Source organism: Roseivivax sp. (genome assembly GCF_054552075.1).
The window spans coordinates 50,440-69,310 of sequence record NZ_JBTOLZ010000016.1 but is presented as its reverse complement, the minus strand read 5'-3'; the positions used below and the strand labels follow the sequence as shown (position 1 = coordinate 69,310).

At 72.8% G+C, this 18,871-nt stretch carries 16 protein-coding genes and 1 riboswitch; of the genes, 10 read left to right on the top strand and 6 right to left on the bottom strand.

The window, feature by feature from the left end; genetic code table 11:
* The first annotated feature begins 125 nt into the window (after window positions 1-125).
* On the top strand, window positions 126-1,778 hold the full coding sequence (locus ACX938_RS13020) for an ABC transporter permease (RefSeq protein ID WP_232752955.1): 1,653 nt from the start codon (window positions 126-128) through the stop codon (window positions 1,776-1,778).
* Window positions 1,779-1,782: 4 nt separating this feature from the next.
* Window positions 1,783-2,406 carry a 5,6-dimethylbenzimidazole synthase gene (gene bluB, locus ACX938_RS13015; RefSeq protein WP_459431377.1) on the top strand — a complete coding sequence of 208 codons (624 nt, stop codon included), beginning with the start codon at window positions 1,783-1,785 and terminating at the stop codon, window positions 2,404-2,406.
* Between the two features lie 754 nt (window positions 2,407-3,160).
* On the opposite strand, the gene ACX938_RS13010 is transcribed toward bluB, so the two are convergent.
* The 4 genes from ACX938_RS13010 to cobU form a co-directional block, all read right to left on the bottom strand.
* Window positions 3,161-4,189 (bottom strand): extracellular solute-binding protein, encoded by a 1,029-nt coding sequence (locus ACX938_RS13010; RefSeq protein ID WP_459431376.1) that lies wholly within the window; start codon window positions 4,187-4,189, stop codon window positions 3,161-3,163.
* A 73-nt stretch (window positions 4,190-4,262) separates the two neighbouring features.
* On the bottom strand, window positions 4,263-5,012 hold the full coding sequence (locus tag ACX938_RS13005; protein ID WP_459431375.1) for an adenosylcobinamide-GDP ribazoletransferase: 750 nt from the start codon (window positions 5,010-5,012) through the stop codon (window positions 4,263-4,265).
* A complete protein-coding gene (cobT, locus tag ACX938_RS13000) occupies window positions 5,009-6,025 on the bottom strand; it encodes a nicotinate-nucleotide--dimethylbenzimidazole phosphoribosyltransferase (protein WP_459431374.1) in 1,017 nt (338 codons plus the stop codon). Before cobT ends, ACX938_RS13005 begins: the two co-directional genes overlap by 4 nt.
* Window positions 6,022-6,531, bottom strand: a complete 510-nt coding sequence (gene cobU, locus ACX938_RS12995) for a bifunctional adenosylcobinamide kinase/adenosylcobinamide-phosphate guanylyltransferase (protein ID WP_459431373.1) — start codon at window positions 6,529-6,531, stop codon at window positions 6,022-6,024. The genes cobT and cobU overlap by 4 nt, the downstream gene beginning before the upstream one ends.
* 43 nt (window positions 6,532-6,574) lie before the next feature.
* Between cobU and ACX938_RS12990 the strand changes: the two genes are divergently transcribed.
* Genes ACX938_RS12990 through cobD form a run of 4 tightly spaced genes read left to right on the top strand, consistent with a single transcriptional unit; the run spans window position 6,575 to window position 9,915 of the window.
* Window positions 6,575-7,168 carry a histidine phosphatase family protein gene (locus ACX938_RS12990; RefSeq protein WP_459431372.1) on the top strand — a complete coding sequence of 198 codons (594 nt, stop codon included), beginning with the start codon at window positions 6,575-6,577 and terminating at the stop codon, window positions 7,166-7,168.
* On the top strand, window positions 7,165-7,950 hold the full coding sequence (locus ACX938_RS12985) for a propanediol utilization protein (RefSeq protein WP_459431371.1): 786 nt from the start codon (window positions 7,165-7,167) through the stop codon (window positions 7,948-7,950). The genes ACX938_RS12990 and ACX938_RS12985 overlap by 4 nt, the downstream gene beginning before the upstream one ends.
* Window positions 7,947-8,906, top strand: coding sequence for an adenosylcobinamide-phosphate synthase CbiB (gene cbiB / locus ACX938_RS12980; RefSeq protein ID WP_459431370.1), 960 nt, complete (start codon window positions 7,947-7,949; stop codon window positions 8,904-8,906). Before ACX938_RS12985 ends, cbiB begins: the two co-directional genes overlap by 4 nt.
* A 13-nt stretch (window positions 8,907-8,919) precedes the next feature.
* Complete coding sequence (gene cobD / locus ACX938_RS12975; RefSeq protein WP_459431369.1) at window positions 8,920-9,915, top strand: threonine-phosphate decarboxylase CobD; 996 nt, start codon at window positions 8,920-8,922, stop codon at window positions 9,913-9,915.
* A 132-nt stretch (window positions 9,916-10,047) separates the two neighbouring features.
* Here cobD and ACX938_RS12970 read toward each other — a convergent pair whose 3' ends face one another.
* Complete coding sequence (locus ACX938_RS12970; RefSeq protein ID WP_459431368.1) at window positions 10,048-11,493, bottom strand: cobyric acid synthase; 1,446 nt, start codon at window positions 11,491-11,493, stop codon at window positions 10,048-10,050.
* Between the two features lie 430 nt (window positions 11,494-11,923).
* Window positions 11,924-12,532 carry a cob(I)yrinic acid a,c-diamide adenosyltransferase gene (gene cobO / locus ACX938_RS12965; RefSeq protein WP_232752966.1) on the bottom strand — a complete coding sequence of 203 codons (609 nt, stop codon included), beginning with the start codon at window positions 12,530-12,532 and terminating at the stop codon, window positions 11,924-11,926.
* A 103-nt stretch (window positions 12,533-12,635) separates the two neighbouring features.
* A riboswitch (cobalamin riboswitch) is annotated at window positions 12,636-12,856 on the top strand.
* Window positions 12,857-12,945: 89 nt separating this feature from the next.
* Between cobO and ACX938_RS12960 the strand changes: the two genes are divergently transcribed.
* From ACX938_RS12960 to cobG, 4 genes are read left to right on the top strand one after another with little or no spacing between them, the layout of a single operon-like run.
* Entirely contained in the window at window positions 12,946-13,323 is a 378-nt protein-coding gene (locus ACX938_RS12960; RefSeq protein ID WP_459431367.1) for a DUF1636 family protein, read from the top strand.
* 1 nt (window position 13,324) lies between these two features.
* Window positions 13,325-14,377 (top strand): cobalamin biosynthesis protein CobW, encoded by a 1,053-nt coding sequence (gene cobW / locus ACX938_RS12955; RefSeq protein ID WP_459431366.1) that lies wholly within the window; start codon window positions 13,325-13,327, stop codon window positions 14,375-14,377.
* 4 nt (window positions 14,378-14,381) lie between these two features.
* Window positions 14,382-17,723 carry a cobaltochelatase subunit CobN gene (cobN, locus tag ACX938_RS12950; RefSeq protein ID WP_459431365.1) on the top strand — a complete coding sequence of 1,114 codons (3,342 nt, stop codon included), beginning with the start codon at window positions 14,382-14,384 and terminating at the stop codon, window positions 17,721-17,723.
* Window positions 17,720-18,871, top strand: coding sequence for a precorrin-3B synthase (gene cobG / locus ACX938_RS12945; RefSeq protein WP_459431364.1), 1,152 nt, complete (start codon window positions 17,720-17,722; stop codon window positions 18,869-18,871). The genes cobN and cobG overlap by 4 nt, the downstream gene beginning before the upstream one ends.

Sequence of the window (18,871 nt, the reverse complement as noted above, 5' to 3'; positions counted from 1 at the left end):
AGGGTTCCAGCAACGGGAAGCTCAAGCCCGGCCTGCGGCTTTTTCACCCTCTTGCGCTCGGGGCGCTGAAACGCGACTGTCTGCGCGCCCGAAACACCCCCCTCCGAACCAAGGGAACGCCCCCCGTGAGCCAGAGCTGGTCCCTGCCCCGTCCCCGCAAGGACACCGCCGCGGCGCCCTTCACGCTGGTCAGCCTCGGGGTGGCCGCGCTGGTGCTGCTGCCGATGCTGGCGGTGGCGCTGGCGGCGGCGGGCGGCAGTTTCGACACGCTGGCGCATCTCTGGGCCACGGTGCTGCCGCGCTATGTCTCGACGACGCTGGTGCTGCTGGTCGTGGTGGCCAGCGGCACCTGCGTGATCGGCGCGGGCACGGCCTGGCTGGTGACGGCCTGCGCCTTTCCCGGGCGGCGGCTTCTCGAGGTGGCGCTGGTCCTGCCGCTGGCCTTCCCGGCCTATGTGCTGGCCTATGCCTATACCGACCTGCTGGACCATCCCGGCGCGGTGCAGACGGCGCTGCGGGCGGTGACCGGCTGGGGCCCGCGCGACTACTGGTTCCCCGAGATCCGCTCGACCGGGGGCGCGGCGGCGATGCTGACGCTGGTGCTTTACCCCTACGTCTACCTGCTGGCGCGGGCGGCCTTCCTGGCGCAGGGGGCGCGGCCCTTCAACATCGCGCGCACGCTGGGTCTCGGCCCCGGGCGAGCCTTCCTGCGCGCCGCCCTGCCGCTGGCGCGGCCCTCGATCGCGGCGGGGGTGCTCTTGGCCTGCATGGAGACGCTGGCCGATTACGGAACCGCCGCCTATTTCGGCGTGCAGACCTTTGCCACGGGCATCTACCAGAGCTGGTTCAGCATGGCCGACCGCGCAGCGGCGGCGCAGCTGGCGCTGGGGCTCCTGAGCGCCGCGCTGCTCTTGGCGCTGCTCGAGCGAAAGACGCGGGGTGCCGCGCGCTTTCATTCCAACGCCGGGCCGGGCGCCCTGCCCCGGATCACCCTGACCGGCTGGCGGGGCCTGGCCGCGATGCTGGCCTGCGCCCTGCCCATGGCGCTTGGCGCGCTGGTGCCGGCGGTGACGCTCGCCACCATGGCGGTGGGCTCGGGGCAGTCGCTTTTGTCCGAGCGCTACCTCGATTTCGCGCAGAACTCGGTGACGCTGGCCGCCGTGGCCGCGGGGCTCACGGTGCTCGCGGCCATTGCGCTGGGGTATTACGACCGGCTGCGGCCGGGGCGGCTCTCGCACGGGGTGCTGCAGGTCGGGCGGATCGGCTACGCGGTGCCCGGCGGGGTGATCGCGGTGGGCCTCCTGGTGCCCTTCGCGGCCTTCGACAACGCGCTCGACGCCTTCATGGAGGCGCGCTTCGGCATCTCCACCGGCCTTCTGGTCACCGGCTCGATCTGGCTCATGGTGGCTGCCTATATGATCCGCTTCCTCGCCGCGGCGATCGGCGCCTACGAGGGCGGCCAGGCGGCGATGAACCCCAATTACGACGCCGCCGCCCGGGCGCTTGGAAAGGGGCCCTATAAGACCCTGATGCGGGTGCATCTGCCGATCCTCTCGCCGAGCCTCTTGACCGCGCTGCTGATCGTCTTCGTCGACGTGATGAAGGAGCTGCCCGCGACGCTGATCCTGCGGCCTTTCAACTACGACACCCTGGCGGTGCAGGCGCATCGGCTGGCCGCCGACGAGCGGCTCGACGGGGCGGCGGTGCCGAGCCTGGTGATCGCCGCGATCGGGCTTCTGCCGGTGATCCTGCTGATCCGCCGGATCGGGCGGCAGTAGGGCCATGCGGCTCACCCGCGCCCACCGCGAGGCCCTGGCCGAGGTGCTGCACTGGCGCCGCGACGTGCGCCATTTCCGCCCCGACCCGGTGGCGCCCGAGGTGCTGGCGCGGCTGCGGACCGCCATGGACCGGGCGCCCTCGGTGGGCAATTCGCGGCCCTGGCGGGTGCTGCAGGTCGAGAGCGCCGGCGCGCGGGCGCAGGTGATCGAGAGCTTCGAGCGCTGCAACGCACAGGCCGCTTCGAGCTACGGGACCGAGGCCCGGGCCGATTACCTGGCGCTGAAGCTCGCGGGGCTGCGCGAGGCGCCGGTGCACCTGGCGGTCTTCACCGAGACCGACCCCGCCGAGGGCCGCGGGCTTGGCCGGCAGACCATGCCCGAGACGCTGGCTTATTCGACGGTCATGGCGATCCACACCCTCTGGCTCGCGGCAAGGGCCGAGAACCTGGGACTCGGCTGGGTGTCGATCCTCGACCCCGAGGAGGTGGCGGTGATCTTCGAGGTGCCCGGGAGCTGGGTGCTGACGGGGTATCTGTGTCTTGGGGTGGCTGAAGAGGACCGCGACACGCCGCTTCTGCACGAGAGCAGGTGGCAGGAGAACAGCCCGACGCGGTGGCGGGTGGTTTGAAGGTGTGAGGTTGGGGTGTGCCTGAGGGGTTTGGCGGGTGTTTCCGGTTGAGGCTCGTGGGGTTGAGCGTTGTGCGGCTGAGGATCGGTGGAATTGGGGTCACGGGTCGCAACTCGAGGTTCGGACTGGGTGTCTTGGATCGGGTTTTCTGAGCCACTGACGTTCAGTTTTTCTGAGCCTCCTACGCTTTCCGGTCCGACTTGTCTGATCCGCCTGTGCTTGTCCGTCGCTTTCTATGAAGCGAAGCGAGGGGCACCTGCCCCTCTAAAGCTTTCAACCCGACAGCCCGGTGCCTGCGAGACCGAGGCTCACCACAAGCCCCCTCACACCACGCCCAACAGAGGGCGCGCGCCGGACCGGGGGCCGGCGCTGCTGACCTCCGAGCAAAGCACTTTATCCCAGCAAGGTCAGGACGAACTGCGAATTAAGCACGCCGCCCCAAGGAGCGCCGGCCCAAGGGGCCGGTCCGGCGCGCGCCCGGCATCTTCGATGCTATTCGGGCGCAAGGGGGTGCGCGTTGGGGCTGGTGCAGTGCTGAATTTGGAGCGGTGCAATCGCCATGCTCTGAGCGGCGTTCTTGCTCGGGTCTGATCCAACCGAGCTGCGTCCTCCGAGCCGCCTCCTCCCGGTCACTCCCGCCCAGCCCGGCCAAAAACCACGCAAACACCCCCACCCCAACACACACAAAAAAGACCCGGACGTCTCCGCCCGGGCCTCCACATCTTCTCAGGTCATCTCCAACCCGGCTTCGGGATCACTCCCAGCCGACCTCGTTGAAGATCTCCTGCGCGGTCGGCAGCTGCTTGGCCACCGCCGAGAGGTCCACCGTGTCGGCCTGGAATTCGCCCAGCTCGTCGACGGCCTCGGTGGTCTCGACGCCCTCGACCACCGGGTACTCGTTGTTGCCCGCGGCGAAATACTGCTGCGCGCTGTCCGAGGCGAGATACTCCAGGAAGGCCACCGCGTTCTCGCGGTTCGGCGCATTGGCCGCGATGCCGCCGCCCGAGAGGTTCACGTGGGCGCCATAGCTGTCCTGGTTCGGGAAGACCCAACCGATCTGGTCGAGCGAGCCCGACACGCCGTCCACGTCGCTCGCGATGGCGCGGGCGAAGTAATAGGTGTTGGAGACCGCGAGGTCGCACTCACCCGAGACGATGCCGCGCAGCTGGTCGGTGTCGCCGCCCTGGGGCGCGCGGGCCATGTTGTCGACCACGCCCTGCGCCCAGGTGCGCGCCGCCTCTTCACCCTCGTTCTCGATGATCGAGGCCAGCAGCGTCTGGTTGTAGGTGTTGGTCGAGGAGCGGATGCAGACCTGACCTTCGTAATCGTCGCTGGCGAGATCCATGTAGGTCGCCGGCGGGTCGTCCACGTCGTTCTTGTCGTAGAAGATGATGCGACCGCGCAGCGAGAAGCCGAACCACTGGTTGTCGCTGTCCTGGTACTGGCCGGGCACGCGCTCTTCGAGCACATCGCTCTCGACCGCCTGCAGGATGCCGGCGTCCTTGGCCCGCTCGAGCCGCGAGGTGTCGACGGTCAGGAAGACGTCGGCGGGCGAGTTCTCGCCCTCGGCCTGGAGCCGCGCGATCAGCTCGTCGGCATTGCCTTCGATGCGGTTGATGGTGATGCCGGTCTGGTCCTCGAAGTCGGAATAGAGCCGTTCGTCGGTGTCATAGTGCCGCGAGGAATAAAGGTTCAGTTCGCCATTGTCCTGCGCCAGTGCCGGCGCTGCGACGGCCAGCGCGGCCACCGAGGCGAGCGTTGCGCGGATGCTCAATACGGTCATTGTATCGCTCCCATCTCTGATACTTTTGCTCGGGTATCACGCGGTCGCGGGAAAGCAAAGTGAAATTGTCGGATTAATGCGCGGCGGCCAGCGCGAGCCATCCGGCAAGCCCCGTCAGCACCTGCACGGCGCCCAGGATGTCGCCGGTCTGCCCGCCGATCTTGGCCCGGGCGAGCCGCACCAGCCCGAGGGTCAGCGCCGCCATGGCACCCAGCGCCCAGAGCGCGCCCGGGCCTGTCGCCAGCACTGTCACCAGCAGGGCCAGCCCTCCCGGCCACCAGACCTCAGGCCCGCCTTCCCCGCGCGCCGAGGCCCCCAGCCCGTCACCCCGCGCCAGCGGCACCAGGTCCGAGACCAGCAGCATCGCGAGCCAGCTCGCCACGCCGATAAGCAGGAAGCCCGGAAGCCCCACCGCCGCGCCCGCCGCGCCGAGCGCCTGCCATTCGAGCCCCAGCGTCAGGATCAGCGCCAGCACGCCGTAGCTGCCGATCCGGCTGTCGCGCATGATCTCGAGCCGGCGCTCGGGGCTCTGCCCGCCCCAGAGCCCATCGGCGCTGTCGGCCAGCCCGTCGTGGTGCAGCCCGCCGGTCAGCAGGACGCCCGCGCCGATCGCCAGAAGCGCCGCAATCCCGGGGTCCAGCCCCAGCGCGCCCGCAAGCGCGAAGACACCCCAGCTCAACGCGCCGGTGACCAGGCCGACCAGCGGCCAGGCCCAGCGGCTCTCGGGCAGCGCGGGCGGATCTTTGGTGAAACTCCCGGCCGGCAGCCGGGTCAGCAGCATCAGCGCCAGCCGCGCCTCGCGGATGCGCCGGACGGCCCTCATGCCCCGGCGACGCCCGCCTCGGCGAAGGTCGCCATGCCGCTGTGGCAGGCCACCGCGCCCTTGACGACCGAAAGCGCCAGCGCCGCGCCCGAGCCCTCGCCAAGCGCCATGCCCAGGTCGAGGATTGGCTGTTTCTCCAGCGCCGCGCAGAGCCGGGCGTGGCCGGGCTCGGCGCTCGCGTGGCCGATCATGCAGTGATCCAGAAGCGCGGGGTCCGCGGCAGCCAGCGGCGCCACCGCGGCACTGCAGATATAGCCGTCGAGCAGGACCGGGATCCGCGCCGCCCGCGCCGCGAGGACCGCGCCGCAAAGGGCCGCCTGTTCGCGCCCGCCCAAGGCCGCCAGCCGCTGCATCGGCGAGAGCTCCTTGTGCCGCGCCAGCCCCGCCTCGATCACCCGCGCCTTGAGCGACATGCCGGCGCTGTCCGAGCCGGTGCCGCGCCCGACCCAGGTCTCGGCCGCGCCGCCGAAGGAGGCCGCCGCCAGGGCCGCCGCGATGGTGGAATTGCCGATGCCCATCTCGCCCAGGACCAGGATCTGCGCGTCCGGAACGACCGCGCCCGCGCCGCGCGCCATGGCGGCCAGGCAGTCGGCCTCGCTCATCGCCGGGCCTTCGGTGAAATCCGCCGTGGGCCTGTCGAGCTCCAGCGCCACCACCGAAAGTTCCGCCCCCGAGACCTGGCAAAGCTGGTTGATCGCGGCACCACCGGCCTCGAAATTACCGACCATCTGCGCGGTCACCTCCTGCGGGAAGGGGTTCACCCCCTGGGCGCAGATCCCGTGGTTGCCCGCGAAGACCAGCGCCTGCGCCCGGTCGAGCGTGGGCCGCCCATTGCCCTGCCAGCCGGCGATCCAGACCGCGATCTCCTCGAGCCGGCCCAGCGAGCCCGGCGGCTTGGTCAGCTCGCCCTGGCGCGCGCGGGCGGCCTCTGCGGCGGCCTCGTCGAAAGCCGGCAGTTCCCCGGCCCAGCGGGCGATGGCGTCGAGGTCGTCGAATTCGGGCAGGCTGATCATTTCACTCTCATCGGGTAGCCCGCGACACACAGATGCACCTCGTCGACCGCGCGGGCGATCTCCTGGTTGAGCCGCCCGGCCGCGTCGCGGAACCGCCGGGCCAGCGCGTTTTCGGGCACGATGCCGCTGCCGACCTCGTTGGTGACCAGCACCACGGGGGCCTGCTGCGCGGCCAGCACCTCGGCCAGCCGCGCGCCCTCGGCTTTGAGGTCCGCCTCGGCGAAGGTCAGGTTCGACAGCCAGAGCGTCAGGCAGTCCACGAGCCGGGGCTGGCCGCGCGCGTCGCTCTCGCGGAGCGCGCCCACGAGGTCGCGCGGGGCGTTCAGTGTCTCCCATTCCGCACCGCGCCGGGCCTGGTGCTCGGCGATCCGCGCGGCCATCTCGGCGTCATGCGCCTCGGCCGTGGCGATGTAGATCGCCGGGCGCCCAAGCTCGAGCGTGAGCCGCTCGGCAAGGCCGCTTTTGCCCGAACGGGCGCCTCCGGTGATCAGGATCGACTTTCCCATGGCGACGTGAGAAAGCAGACTTTCCGCACGGAGGGAACCCCCGATGACCGCCATCGGCGCATCTGAACTTGTGCTGATTCGACATGCCCCCGCCGACCATGGCGGGCGGCTGGTCGGGCGCACCGATGTGCCCGCGCTGCTGCCCGAACCCGAGGCGCTGGCGCCGCTTACGCGGCTCCTTTCCGGGGCGCGCGTGGTCACCAGCCCGGCCCTGCGCTGCCGCCAGACCGCCGAGGCGCTGTTTCCGGGCACCGAGGCGACGCAGGACGCCCGGCTCTGGGAGCAGGACTTCGGCGCCGAGGACGGGCTGCCCTTTGCCGAGCTGCCGGACCTCGGCCCTCTGAGCCGGAGCGCGCTGGCCACCCGCCGCCCGCCCGGCGGCGAAAGCTTCACCGATCTCGTGGCCCGCTGCCGCCCCGCGCTCGAAGAGCTGGCCCGCGAGGCCGCAAAGGGCCAGGGCCCCATCGCGGTTGTCGCCCATGCGGGCGTTGCGCGCGCCGGGCTCTCGCTGGCGCTCGGGCTGCCCGACGCGGGCCTCGCCTTCGAGATCGCCCCGCTCTCGCTCACCCGGCTCCGGGCCTATGACGGCGGGCTCTCGGTGATCGCCTGCAACGTCACCGGACAGCTCTCCGCATGATCCGCGTGGCGGGGCATTTCGGCGAATGGCTGCAGGGGCGGCTCGGGCCCGAGGGGCCGGTGGTCCTGGTGACTTGCGCCTGCGCGCGGCTCGGCGTCAGTGCTGCGCGCCGCGGACCCGGGCCGCTGCGGCTCGCCGGGCCGCTCGAGCCCGGCCCGGCGCGCGCGCTTCTCACCGCGCTCGACCTGCCCGAGGGCCATTTCGAGATCCGCGCCGAGATGCCGCTGGGCGCCGGGGCCGGTGCCTCGACCGCCGCGCTGGTGGCGCTGGCACGGGCGGCGGGTTTCGCCGGCACGCCCGAGATGCTGGCCGCCGCCTGCCTTGCCGCCGAGGGCGCCAGCGACCCCCTGATGCGCGCCACGCCCGACGGCTGTCTCTGGGCCTCGCGCGAGGCCCGCGCGCTGCACCCGCTGCCGCCGCCGCCCGAGGCCGAGATCCTCGGCGGCTTTTTCGGCGCACCCAGCCGCACCGACCCCGAGGACGCGCGTTTCCCCGACATCGCCGATCTCGCCGAGGCCTGGGGCCGCGCGCCCGAGCTGCCCGAGGCCGCCCGCCTCGCCAGCCTCTCGGCCGCCCGCACCAGCGCGCTGCGCGGCCCCGGCGGTGACCCGACCGGGGCACTGGCGAAAGAGCTTGGCGCGCTTGGCCACCTCCGCGCCCACACCGGCTCCGCCCGGGGGCTGATCTTCGCGCCCGGCACCCTGCCCGAGGAGGGCCCCGCGCGGCTTGCCGAGGCCGGCTTCGCCCGGGTCTTCACCTTCCGTACCGGGGGGCGGGCATGAGCTTTGCCGCGATGATGCTGGTCGCGCTGGTGATCGACGCAAGCCTGGGCTGGCCCTCCTGGCTCTTCGCCAAGATCGGCCACCCGGTGACCTGGATCGGCGCGCTGATCGCGCGGCTCGACGCGGGCCTCAACCGCGAAGGCGAGAGCCCGGCCCGCCGCCGCGCCCGGGGCCGCCTGGCGGTCGGGCTGGTGCTTCTCGCCGTGCTCCTGCCCGCGCTGGCGCTGCAGCTCCTCCTGCCCGAAGGCCCGCTCGGCTGGCTTATCGGCGGGGTGCTCGCCTGGCCGCTTCTGGCGCTGCGCTCCATGCACGACCATGTCGCCGCTGTCGCCCGCCCGCTTGTCGCCGGGGACACCGAGGCCGCCCGCGCCGCCGTGGCGATGATCGTCGGCCGCGACCCGGCGCAGCTCGATCCGCCGGGCATCGCCCGCGCCGGGCTCGAAAGCCTGGCCGAGAACACCTCGGACGGGATCGTCGCGCCGCTTGTCTGGGGTCTGATCGCCGGGCTGCCGGGGATCGCGGCCTACAAGGCGGTGAACACGCTCGATTCGATGATCGGCCACCGCACGCCCCGGCACGAGGATTTCGGCCGCGCGGCGGCGCGGCTCGACGACCTGGTGAACCTGCCGGCCTCCCGGCTGACCGGCGGGCTTTTCGCGCTGGTCTCGGCCCGCCCGCGCGCCGCCTTTGCGGTCATGCTGCGCGACGCGCCTGGCCATCGCTCGCCCAATGCCGGCTGGCCCGAGGGCGCCATGGCGGGCGCGCTTGGCGTCCGGCTCTCGGGCCCGCGGGTCTATGCCACGCGCGTCGCCGAGGAGCCCTGGATCAACCCCGGCGCCCCCGATCCGGCCCCACGGGACCTGGCGCGGGGGCTTGCGCTTTACGCCCGGGCGATGCTCTGCATGGCGGGCGCGCTGGCCCTGCTGGCGCTGCCCGCGTTTCTCGCGGCGGGCTAGGATCGGAGGTCTCATGCGCGATCACGGCGGCGATCTGGACCAGGCGCGGGCGCGCCACGGGGCGGGCGACTGGCTCGACCTCTCGACCGGCATCAACGCCCGGCCCTACCCGGTGCCCGAGCTGCCCGCCCGCGCCTTCGCCGCCCTGCCCGAGGCGGGCGAGATCGCCGCGCTCGAGGCGGCGGCGGCTCGGGCTTATGAGACCGCGCTGACGCCCGTGGCGCTCGCCGGGGCGCAGGCAGCGATCCAGCTTGTGCCGCGCCTCGGCCCTGACGGCCCGGCGCGGGTTCTGGGGCCGACCTACAACGAGCACGCGGCGGCTTTGGCCGCGCAGGGCCGCGCGGTCACGGAAGTCACGACGCTCGAGGCGCTTCAAGGCGCGGCGGTCGCCGTGGTGGTGAACCCCAACAACCCCGACGGGCAGCGGCATGCGCCAGAAGATTTGGAGGCGCTGGCGGAGCAGGTCGGTCTGTTGGTCGTCGACGAGAGCTTCTGCGACCCCGAGCCCGCGCTCTCGCTCGCCCCGCGCTTCGAGGCATCGGCTTCGGGCGCGGCCCGCGAGAACCTCCTGATCCTGCGCTCCTTCGGCAAGTTCTACGGTCTCGCGGGCCTGCGCCTGGGCTTCACCCTGAGCGGCCCCGAGCTGGCCCGGACCATCCGCGCCGCCGCCGGCCCCTGGGCGGTCAGCGGCCCGGCCATCGCGACCGGCCGCGCGGCGCTGGAAGACCGCGCCTGGCAACAGGCCACCACCACGCGCCTCGGGCGCGACGCGGCGCGGCTCGACGGGCTGGCCGCGCGCGTGGGCTGGGCGCTGGTCGGCGGCACGCCGCTCTTCCGCACCTATGAGACCGGCGACGCGCAAAAGGCCCGGGACCACCTCGCCCGTGCGCATATCTGGAGCCGGGCCTTCCCCTATTCCACCGGCTGGCTGCGCCTCGGGTTGCCCGGCGACCGCGCCGGCTGGCAGCGGCTGGAGGCGGCGCTGGTCGGGGCGGAAGACAAGAGCTGACGCGGGCGGAGCCGGGGCAGGTCCAAGAGGGTTCAGCCGGAGCCGCTCGAAGCGGGAAACGGCCTTGATCGAAGCTAGGACGCGCCCGCTCCTGCCGCTCTCAACGTCATCTCCGGCTTGCCACCTGCCCGCCTACCGTGCCACGCCCAGCAGCCCCGCCACGTCGAGATGCGCCTCGAGATGCTCCGCCAGCGCGTCGAGCGCCGCCTCGACCCCCGCCTCATAGCCTCCGGTCGACCGCGCGCCGAAGCCCGCCAGATAGGCCGCGCGGAAGGCGTCGTCGGCGAACATCCCGTGCAGGTAGCTGCCCGCCACGCGCCCGTTGGCGCTGACCGCACCTTCGGGTGCGCCGCCAACATGGGCAAAGGGCCGCGCGCGGTCGGGGCCTTCGGTCACGCCGATGTGGATCTCGTAGCCCCGGAAGTCCGCGCCGCTGGCGGCATGCCGGGCGGCGACCTCCGTCAGGTGTTTGTCCGGCGTCATCCGCGTCTCGACGTCGAGGAGCCCCAGCCCCGCGTCCTCGCCCGGCGCGCCCTCGAGCCCCTCGGGGTCCGCGATGACCCGCCCGAGCATCTGGTAGCCGCCGCAGATCCCCAGCACATGGCCGCCGCGGCGCAGATGCGCGGCAAGGTCGATGTCCCAGCCCTGGGCGCGCAGGAAGGCCAGGTCGGCGCGGGTCGCCTTGCTGCCGGGCAGGATCACCAGGTCCGCGTCGCCGGGCAGCGCCTCGCCGGGGCCCAGCATGGTCAGCCGCACGCCCGGCTCCTGCGCCAAGGGGTCGAGATCGTCGAAATTCGCGATCCGCGAGAGCCGCAGGCAGACCACATGCAGCCCCTCCGCCCCGGGGCCCGAGCGGATGTCGAGCGCATCCTCGGCAGGCAGCTTCCAGGCCTCGGGGAACCAGGGCAGGATGCCGAAACCCGGCCAGCCGGTGCGCGCCTCGATCAGCGCGTAGCCCTCGTCGAAAAGCCGCGGGTCGCCGCGGAACTTGTTCACCAGGAAGCCCGCGACCATGTCCCGGTCGCCGGGCTCGAGCAGCGCCTCGGTGCCGACGATCTGCGCGATCACCCCGCCCCGGTCGATGTCGCCGGCCAGCACCACCGGCACATCCGCCGCCCGGGCGAAGCCCATGTTGGCGATGTCGCCGGGCCGGAGGTTGACCTCGGCGGGGCTGCCTGCGCCTTCGACCACCACCAGGTCATGCGCGGCCCGGAGCCGGGCAAAGCTCTCCTGCACCGCGCCCATGAGCCTGGTCTTCAGCGCCGCGTAGTCCCGCGCCCGGGCGGTGGTCAGCCGCTTGCCCTGGACCACCACCTGCGCGCCGGTGTCGGTCTCGGGCTTCAGAAGCACCGGGTTCATGTCGACCCGCGGCGCGAGGCCCGCCGCCCGCGCCTGCAGCGCCTGGGCGCGGCCGATCTCGCCGCCGTCCGAGGTCACCGCGGCGTTGTTCGACATGTTCTGCGGCTTGAAGGGCGCCACCGAGAGCCCGCGCCGCCGCGCCGCCCGGATCAGCCCCGCCACCAGCATGGACTTTCCGACATTGCTGCCGGTGCCCTGGATCATCAGCGCCCGGCTCATGCGCCGAACCCCGCGGCGGCACCCGCGCCATTAACCTTAACGCCGCCGCCGACCCTCACAAAACCGCGCAACGCCTCCTCAAACGCGCCCCGAACCAAACCAACCGCCTCGCGCGCCCCGCCGAACCCACGCCACACACCATCACACAAAACCGCACCGCGACCCGCCCGGCACGCGACCAACCCAAACTTGCCGTCCAGCGCCGCACGCGCCCCTTTTGCAGATGGGTCGCGCACGGCGCCTTCAGCTTGGGCGGCGATCGGGACCTCTCCCTCCACCGCGACGCCAGGGTAGCGCGCGAAGTGTAAAGAAACCCTTGCTTCAGGTTGGCGAAAATACCTTGGGGGAACCGCCCGGAGGGCGGTGGGGGCAAAGCCCCCGGAGCGCCGCGCAGCGGCGCTGGCGTCCCCCGAGGCCGCACCTAAGAACATCAGAACTCCACGCCCGCCTGGGCGCGCACCCCCTCGCGGAAGGGATGTTTCACCAGTTCGAACTCGGTCACCAGGTCGGCGGCCTCGATCAGCTCGGGCTTGGCGTTGCGCCCGGTCAGCACGACATGGGTCATCTCGGGCTTCTCGGTCAGCAGGAAGTCCACCACCTCGTCGATGTCGAGGTAGTCGTAGCGCAGCGCGATGTTGATTTCGTCGAGCAGCACGAAGGAGATCTCCGGGTCGCGGATCTGCTCTTTCGCGGTCTCCCAGCCGGCGCGGGCGGCGGCGATGTCGCGGTCGCGGTCCTGGGTCTCCCAGGTGAAGCCCTCGCCCGAGACGAAGAACCGGCACTCCTCGGCAAAGCGCTCGCGCAGGAAGGTCCGCTCGCCGGTCTCCCAGTCGCCCTTGATGAACTGCACCACCGCGCAGGGCATGCCATGGGCGATGCAGCGCATGATCATCCCGAAGGCCGAGGAGCTCTTGCCCTTGCCCTTGCCGGTGTGCACCACGATCAGACCCTTTTCCTCGGTCTTGGTCTTCATCATCTCGTCGCGGGCGGCCTTGATGCGCTTCATCTTGGCGTTGTGGCGGGCGGTGGCGTCGTCCATGGCGGGGCTCCTTCGCGGCTTTGGCCACTGACTGGCAGGCGCCGCCCGGCCCGTCAATCGCCGGGGTGTCTCTGGCCGCTTGACAGCGCGTGGGTCGCGGCGCAACAAGGCATATGCGCAAGGTGCCCCGGCGCGTCCGGGGTGAAAAGGGAATGCGGACCGCCCGGCCCCCCGGGAGGCAGCCGCAGCCGCCCCCGCGACCGTGACCCGGAGAGGTCGCCCCTCCGCCACTGGCCCCGTCACGGGTCGGGAAGGCAGGGCGCCCGAGAGGCCCGCGCCTCACATCCGGAAAGCCGGGAGACCTGCCTCGCGCCGAGGAAGTGCAACCGGACGGGGTGTGCCGGTGGCCGCGGGCTCAGAGCCTTCGTGCCATCTTTCATGCCCCTTCCCCCGATCAGAATGGGACCGTCCCGTTGAAAGACCTGCCCGACCGCCCGCCCGCGGAGCTCTTGATCTGCACCACCTGCCGCCGTGGCCAGGAGGTCACCGAGGACGGCACCCGGCCCGGCGCCGCGCTGTACGAGGCGCTCGAGGGCTCGATGCCCGAGGGCGTCACCCTGCGCGCGGTGGAATGCCTGCAGAACTGCGAGGGCGGCTGCACCGTGGCGCTGCGCGGCGCGGGCCGCTGGACCTATGTCTTCGGCAACCTGCACGAGGCCTCGGACCTCGAGGTCCTGCGCGAGGGCGCCGCGAAATACCACGCCAGCGCCAACGGGCTGATCCCCTGGCGCGAGCGTCCGCAACATTTCAAGAAAAACTGCGTGGCCCGCGTGCCGCCAATGGAGGGCTGACATGGCCGATCTCGAGAAACTTCCCGTCACCATCGTCACCGGCTTCCTGGGCTCGGGCAAGACCACGCTGATCTCGGAGCTGATGAAGAACCCCGGCGGCAAGCGCCTGGCCGTGGTCGTGAACGAGTTCGGCGATGTCGGCGTCGACGGCGAGATCCTGAAGGGCTGTGCGATCCCCGACTGCCCGGCGGAAAACGTGGTGGAGCTGGCCAACGGCTGCATCTGCTGCACCGTGGCCGATGACTTCATCCCCACGATCGAGGCGCTCCTGAAGCTCGACCCGCGCCCCGAGCACATCCTGATCGAGACCTCGGGCCTGGCGCTGCCGAAGCCGCTCCTGAAGGCTTTCGACTGGCCGGACATCCGCTCGAAGATCACCGTCGACGGCGTGGTGGCGCTCGCCGATGCCGAGGCAGTCGCCGCGGGCCGCTTCGCCCCCGATGTGGCCGCCGTCGACGCCCAGCGACAGGCCGACGACAGCATCGACCACGAGACCCCGCTGTCGGAGGTCTTCGAGGACCAGATCTCCTGCGCCGACATCGTGCTGCTGACCAAGCCCGACCTCGCCGGCCCCGAGGGCGTGACCCGCGCCCGCGAGGTCATCGCCGCCGAGGCGCCGCGCAGCCTGCCGGTGGTCGAGGTCGCCGAGGGCCGCGTCGACCCCCGGGTGATCCTGGGCCTGGGCGCCGCCGCCGAGGACGACATCGAGGCGCGCCCCTCGCATCACGACGGGGTGCCCGAACACGACCACGACGACTTCGAAAGCATCGTCGTCGCCCTGCCCGAGCTCACCGCCCCCGCCGATCTGGCCGCGCGCATCGAGCGGCTCGCGCGCGAGCAGAACATCCTGCGGGTCAAGGGCTACGCCAGCGTCGCGGGCAAGCCGATGCGGCTTCTCGTGCAGGCAGTGGGTGCGCGGGTGCGCCACCAGTTCGACCGGCCCTGGGGCCCGGGCGAGGCCCGCGAGGGGCGCTTGGTGGTCATCGCCGAGCACGACGACATCGACCGCGCCGCGATCACCCGCATTCTGACCGCGGCGGAAGAGACCGCCTGAGACCATGCATGTCGTCTTCCGCGAAAGCCACGGGCTCGACGAGACCGACACGCCGACCGACCTGGGCCAGAGCCCGGCCGAGATCGTGGCGCTGTCCTTCTCGGATTCGGACCTCGGGGCCTTCGCGGCGGGCTGGAAGCGCGGCGGCGGGCGGCAGGGCAAGCTGCCGAGCCTGCGGCTGGCCAATATCGCGGCGCTGCGCCATCCGCTCTCGGTCGACACCTATGTCGAACAGACGCTCGAGGGCGCCCATGGCATCCTGATCCGGCTGATTGGCGGGCAGCCCTATTGGCCCTACGGCCTGCAGCAGATCGAGGCCTTGGCCCGGCAGAAGGGCATCGCCCTGGCGGTCCTGCCGGCGGACGGCCGCGAGGATCCCCGGCTCGACGAGATCTCGACGGTGCCGGTCTCGACCCTGCGGCGGCTGGCGCATCTCTGCGACACCGGCGGCGCGGTGGCCGCGCAGGCGGCGCTGGCGCAGATGGCGCTGGCGGCGGGGCTCTACGCGGGTCCGGTGCGGGGCGTGAAGGCGCTCCCGCTGGTCGGCGCCTGGACGCCGGAACATGGCGTGACCTGCCCGGCGCTGGCGCGCCTCGGGGCGCTGCCGGACGCGGGGTCTTTCGACGAGGGCGACACGCAGCCCGCCCGCGCCCCCGAGGCCCCCGAAAAACCCCTGGTCCTCGTCGTCTTCTACCGCTCCTTCCTCGCCGCCGCCGACCTCGCCCCGGTCGAGGCGCTTTTCACCGCGCTCAGGCACCGCGGCTTCGCGGTCCTCGGCCTTTTTGCCCCCTCGCTCAAGGCGCCCGACGCGTCGGGCTGGCTCGAGCGGCAGGTGGCGGGGCTCGACCCGGTCGCGGTGGTCAATGCCACGGCCTTCTCCGGCAAGGGCAGCGCGGGCAGCTCGCCGCTCGACGCGGGCGGCGTGCCGGTCTTCCAGGTGGCGCTCGCCACCTCGACCCGGAAAGCCTGGGACGAGGCCGAGCGCGGCTTCTCGCCCGCCGACCTCGCCATGCATGTCGTGCTGCCCGAGGTCGACGGACGGCTCTTCGCGGGTGTCGCGAGCTTCAAGGAGCCCGAGCCCCGCGACCCCGACCTGCAGTTCGCCCGCCTGCGCCATGTGCCCGAGCCCGACCGCATCGCCGCGCTCGCCGACCGGGTGGCGGGCTGGCACCGGCTCGCCGCCTGCCCCACGGCCCGGCGCCGGGTGGCGCTGGTCCTCTCGACCTATCCCGGGCGGGACTGGAACATGGCCCATGCGGTGGGCCTCGACGCGCTGGCCTCGGGCGAGGCGATCCTCGGCGACCTGGCCGAGGCGGGCTACACCCTCGCCCCCGGCGCGCCGCTTGCCGAGGCGCTCGAGACCGCCGAGATCACCTGGCCGCTCGCCGACTACGAGGCCGCGCTGGCCCGGCTGCCGCAGGCGCTCCGCGACGACCTCGAAGCCGCCTGGGGGCCCGCCCGTGACGCCGCGGACAACGGTGCGCTGCGCTTCCGCGCGCTTCGCCGCGGCCAGGCCCTGGTCGCGCTGCAGCCCGAACGCGGGCACCGCGCAGAGCGCGAGGACGACTACCACGACCTCGCCCGCACGCCCTGCCATGCCTATGTCGCCTTCTACCTCTGGCTCCGCGGAGAGGCCGACGCACTGGTTCATGTCGGCGCCCATGGCACGCTGGAATGGCTGCCAGGGAAATCGGTGGCGCTGTCTTCCGAGTGCTGGCCCGAGGCGCTGACCGGCGCGCTGCCGGTGATCTATCCCTTCATCGTCAACGACCCCGGCGAGGCCGCCCAGGCCAAGCGCCGGATCGGCGCGGTGACGCTGGGCCATGTCCCGCCGCCGCTGGCCGACAGCAAGACGCCCGACCGGCTCCTGCGGCTCGAGGCGCTGCTCGACGAGTTCTCCAACGCCGACGGGCTCGACCCGCGCCGCCGCGACCGGCTGATCGACGACATCCGCATGGAGGCCCGCGCCGAGGGCGTCGAGGAGGACCTCGGCATCGACGGCGCCATGTGCGAGGCCGAGGCGGTGACCCGCATCGACCGCTTCGTCTGCGACGTGAAGGAAAGCCGCTACGGCGACGGGCTGCACGTCTGGGGCCGCACGCGGGAGGACCACCCGGACGACATGGCCGAGGCCGCCCGCGCCGAGCGGCAGGGGCTGCTCGACGCGCTTGCCGGGCGGCGCATCGCGCCCGGACCCTCGGGCTCGCCCTGGCGCGGCCGGCGCGACGTGCTGCCGACGGGCCGCAACCTCTTCACCACCGACCCCCGCGCGGTGCCGAGCCGGGCGGCCTACGCCCAGGGCGGCCGCCTCGCCGAGGAACTGGTGCGCCGCCACCTGCAGGACGAGGGCGACTGGCCGAAAAGCGTGGTGGTGGACCTCTGGGGCTCGGCCACCATGCGCACCGCGGGCGAGGAGTTCGCCATGGCGCTCGCGCTCCTGGGCGTGCGGCCGGTCTGGGACGAGGGCACCGAGCGGGTCTCGGGCATCGAGGTCCTGCCCATCGCCGAGCTGGAGCGCCCGCGCATCGACGTCACCCTGCGGGTCTCGGGCCTCTTCCGCGATGTCTTCCCGGTGCTGACCGCGCTTTTCCAGCAGGCGGTGCGCGCGCTGGCCGCCCGCGACGAGGCGGCGGACTGGAACCCCTATGTCGGCCACGAGGGCGCGCGGGTCTTCGGCCCCGCGCCCGGCTCCTTCGGCCTCGCCATGGGGCCCGAACTGACCGACTACAGCGACGAGGCCCGCGCCCGGGCGGGCGAGGCCTGGCTCGCCGCCTCGGCCTGGGCGCTCGACGGCGAGGCCGCGGTCGAGGACCGATCCGCGATCCGCGACCGGGTGGCGGGCGCCGAGGCTTTCGTGCACCTCCAGGACCTGCCCGAGACCGACATCCTGCTGGCCGAGGATTACGCCAGCCACGAGGCGGGCTTCGCCGCAGCCCAGGGCGTCGCGGGCGGCGCGGCGCGGCTCTGGCACCTCGATGCGACCAACCCCGAGGAACCCCGCGCCCGGGCGCTTTCCGAAGAGGTCGCCCGCGTGGTCCGCGCCCGCGCCACCCATCCCGGCTGGATCGCCGGCATGAGGCGCCACGGTTTCCGAGGCGCCGCCGAGATCGCCGCCACGCTCGAGAACATGGCCGCCTTCGCGCATCTGGCCGACGCGGTCGCGCCGCATCTCTTCGACGCCTTCCACGCCGCGACGCTCGGCGACGCCGAGGTGCGCGACTTCCTTTCCGAGGCCAACCCCGAGGCGCTCGAGGCCATGCGCGCGCGCTTCGAGGCGCTGCGCGCGGCGGGTCTCTGGCAGAGCCGCCGCAACGCCACCGGCCCCGCGCTCGAGGCCGAGGCATGAGCGGCGCGGTGCGCGGCTGGTGCCCCGGGGCGCTGCGGCCCATGGCCTCGGGCGACGGCTACGTGCTGCGGGTGCGCCCGCGCGCGGGTCACCTGTCGCCCCAACAGGTCGCGGGGCTGGCTGCGGCGGCGGAGGCGTTTGGGAATGGCGAGATCGCCCTGACCCGCCGCGCGAACCTGCAGATCCGGGGCGTGGCCGAGGATGCACTCGCCCCGCTGCGCGCGCGCCTGTCCGCGCTCGACCTGCTCGACACCGACCCGGCGGTCGAGGCCCGGCGCAACCTCGTGAGCGACCCTTTCGGCGGCGCTGAAACCCGCGCGCTGGCAAAGGCTCTGGAAGAGGCCCTGGCCGAGGCGAAAGACCTCGCCCCCCTGCCCTCGAAGTTCGGTTTCGCGCTCGACCCCGGGCCGTCCCGCGTTCTTGCGGGCATCAGCGGCGACGTGCGGATCGAGGGTGCGGCGGAGGGCGGCCTCCTGGTCCGCGCCGAGGGCGCCCCCACGGGCCGCGCCGTCGCTGATGCCCCCGCCGCGATCCGCGCCGCGCTGGAGCTGGCGCGCTGGTTCCTGACCTCGGGAGGCGTCGGTCCAGACGGGCGCGGCCGCATGGCGCGGCACCTGGGAAGCGGCGAGGCGCTGCCGCCCGAGCTCGCCGGAGACGCCGAGCCGGCCCCCGAGGCCGCGCGCCCGGAGCCCGGCGACACGGCAGGCGGCGCGCTTATCGCCGCCGCCTTCGGGCGCTTCCCCGCCAGCAGTTTCGCCGCCCTCGCCGAAGGTCCGCTCGCGATCACCCCCTGGCGCATGGTCTTCGCGCCAGGCCGCAGCGCCGCCGGTTGCGCGACCCTCCCCGGTCTCATCACCCGCCCCGACGACCCGCTCCTGCGTGTCGAGGCCTGCCCCGGCGCGCCCGCCTGTCCGCAGGGCGAGATGCCGACCGAAGACACCGCCCGCCGCCTCGCCGCGCGCCTGCCCGCGCGCAAAAGCCTGCATGTCTCGGGCTGCGCCAAGGGCTGCGCGGGCAGCGGCCACGCCGATCTCACCCTGACCGGCCGCGCCGGGCGCTTCGACCTTGTGCACGGCGGGGCGGCATGGGATGAGCCCTTCCGCCGGGGCCTCGCGCCCGACGACCTCACTGATCTCTGGGACGACTGA

Excerpts from the sequence above, each read along its gene's own strand:
- cobN (WP_459431365.1), top strand. The coding sequence starts at position 14,382 with ATGCATGTCGTCTTCCGCGAAAGCCACGGGCTCGACGAGACCGACACG.
- cobO (WP_232752966.1), bottom strand. The coding sequence starts at position 12,532 with ATGGACGACGCCACCGCCCGCCACAACGCCAAGATGAAGCGCATCAAG.
- ACX938_RS13010 (WP_459431376.1), bottom strand. The coding sequence starts at position 4,189 with ATGACCGTATTGAGCATCCGCGCAACGCTCGCCTCGGTGGCCGCGCTG.
- cbiB (WP_459431370.1), top strand. The coding sequence starts at position 7,947 with ATGAGCTTTGCCGCGATGATGCTGGTCGCGCTGGTGATCGACGCAAGC.
- ACX938_RS12985 (WP_459431371.1), top strand. The coding sequence starts at position 7,165 with ATGATCCGCGTGGCGGGGCATTTCGGCGAATGGCTGCAGGGGCGGCTC.
- ACX938_RS12990 (WP_459431372.1), top strand. The coding sequence starts at position 6,575 with ATGACCGCCATCGGCGCATCTGAACTTGTGCTGATTCGACATGCCCCC.
- ACX938_RS12970 (WP_459431368.1), bottom strand. The coding sequence starts at position 11,493 with ATGAGCCGGGCGCTGATGATCCAGGGCACCGGCAGCAATGTCGGAAAG.
- cobD (WP_459431369.1), top strand. The coding sequence starts at position 8,920 with ATGCGCGATCACGGCGGCGATCTGGACCAGGCGCGGGCGCGCCACGGG.
- cobU (WP_459431373.1), bottom strand. The coding sequence starts at position 6,531 with ATGGGAAAGTCGATCCTGATCACCGGAGGCGCCCGTTCGGGCAAAAGC.
- ACX938_RS13005 (WP_459431375.1), bottom strand. The coding sequence starts at position 5,012 with ATGAGGGCCGTCCGGCGCATCCGCGAGGCGCGGCTGGCGCTGATGCTG.
- cobG (WP_459431364.1), top strand. The coding sequence starts at position 17,720 with ATGAGCGGCGCGGTGCGCGGCTGGTGCCCCGGGGCGCTGCGGCCCATG.
- bluB (WP_459431377.1), top strand. The coding sequence starts at position 1,783 with ATGCGGCTCACCCGCGCCCACCGCGAGGCCCTGGCCGAGGTGCTGCAC.
- cobT (WP_459431374.1), bottom strand. The coding sequence starts at position 6,025 with ATGATCAGCCTGCCCGAATTCGACGACCTCGACGCCATCGCCCGCTGG.
- cobW (WP_459431366.1), top strand. The coding sequence starts at position 13,325 with ATGGCCGATCTCGAGAAACTTCCCGTCACCATCGTCACCGGCTTCCTG.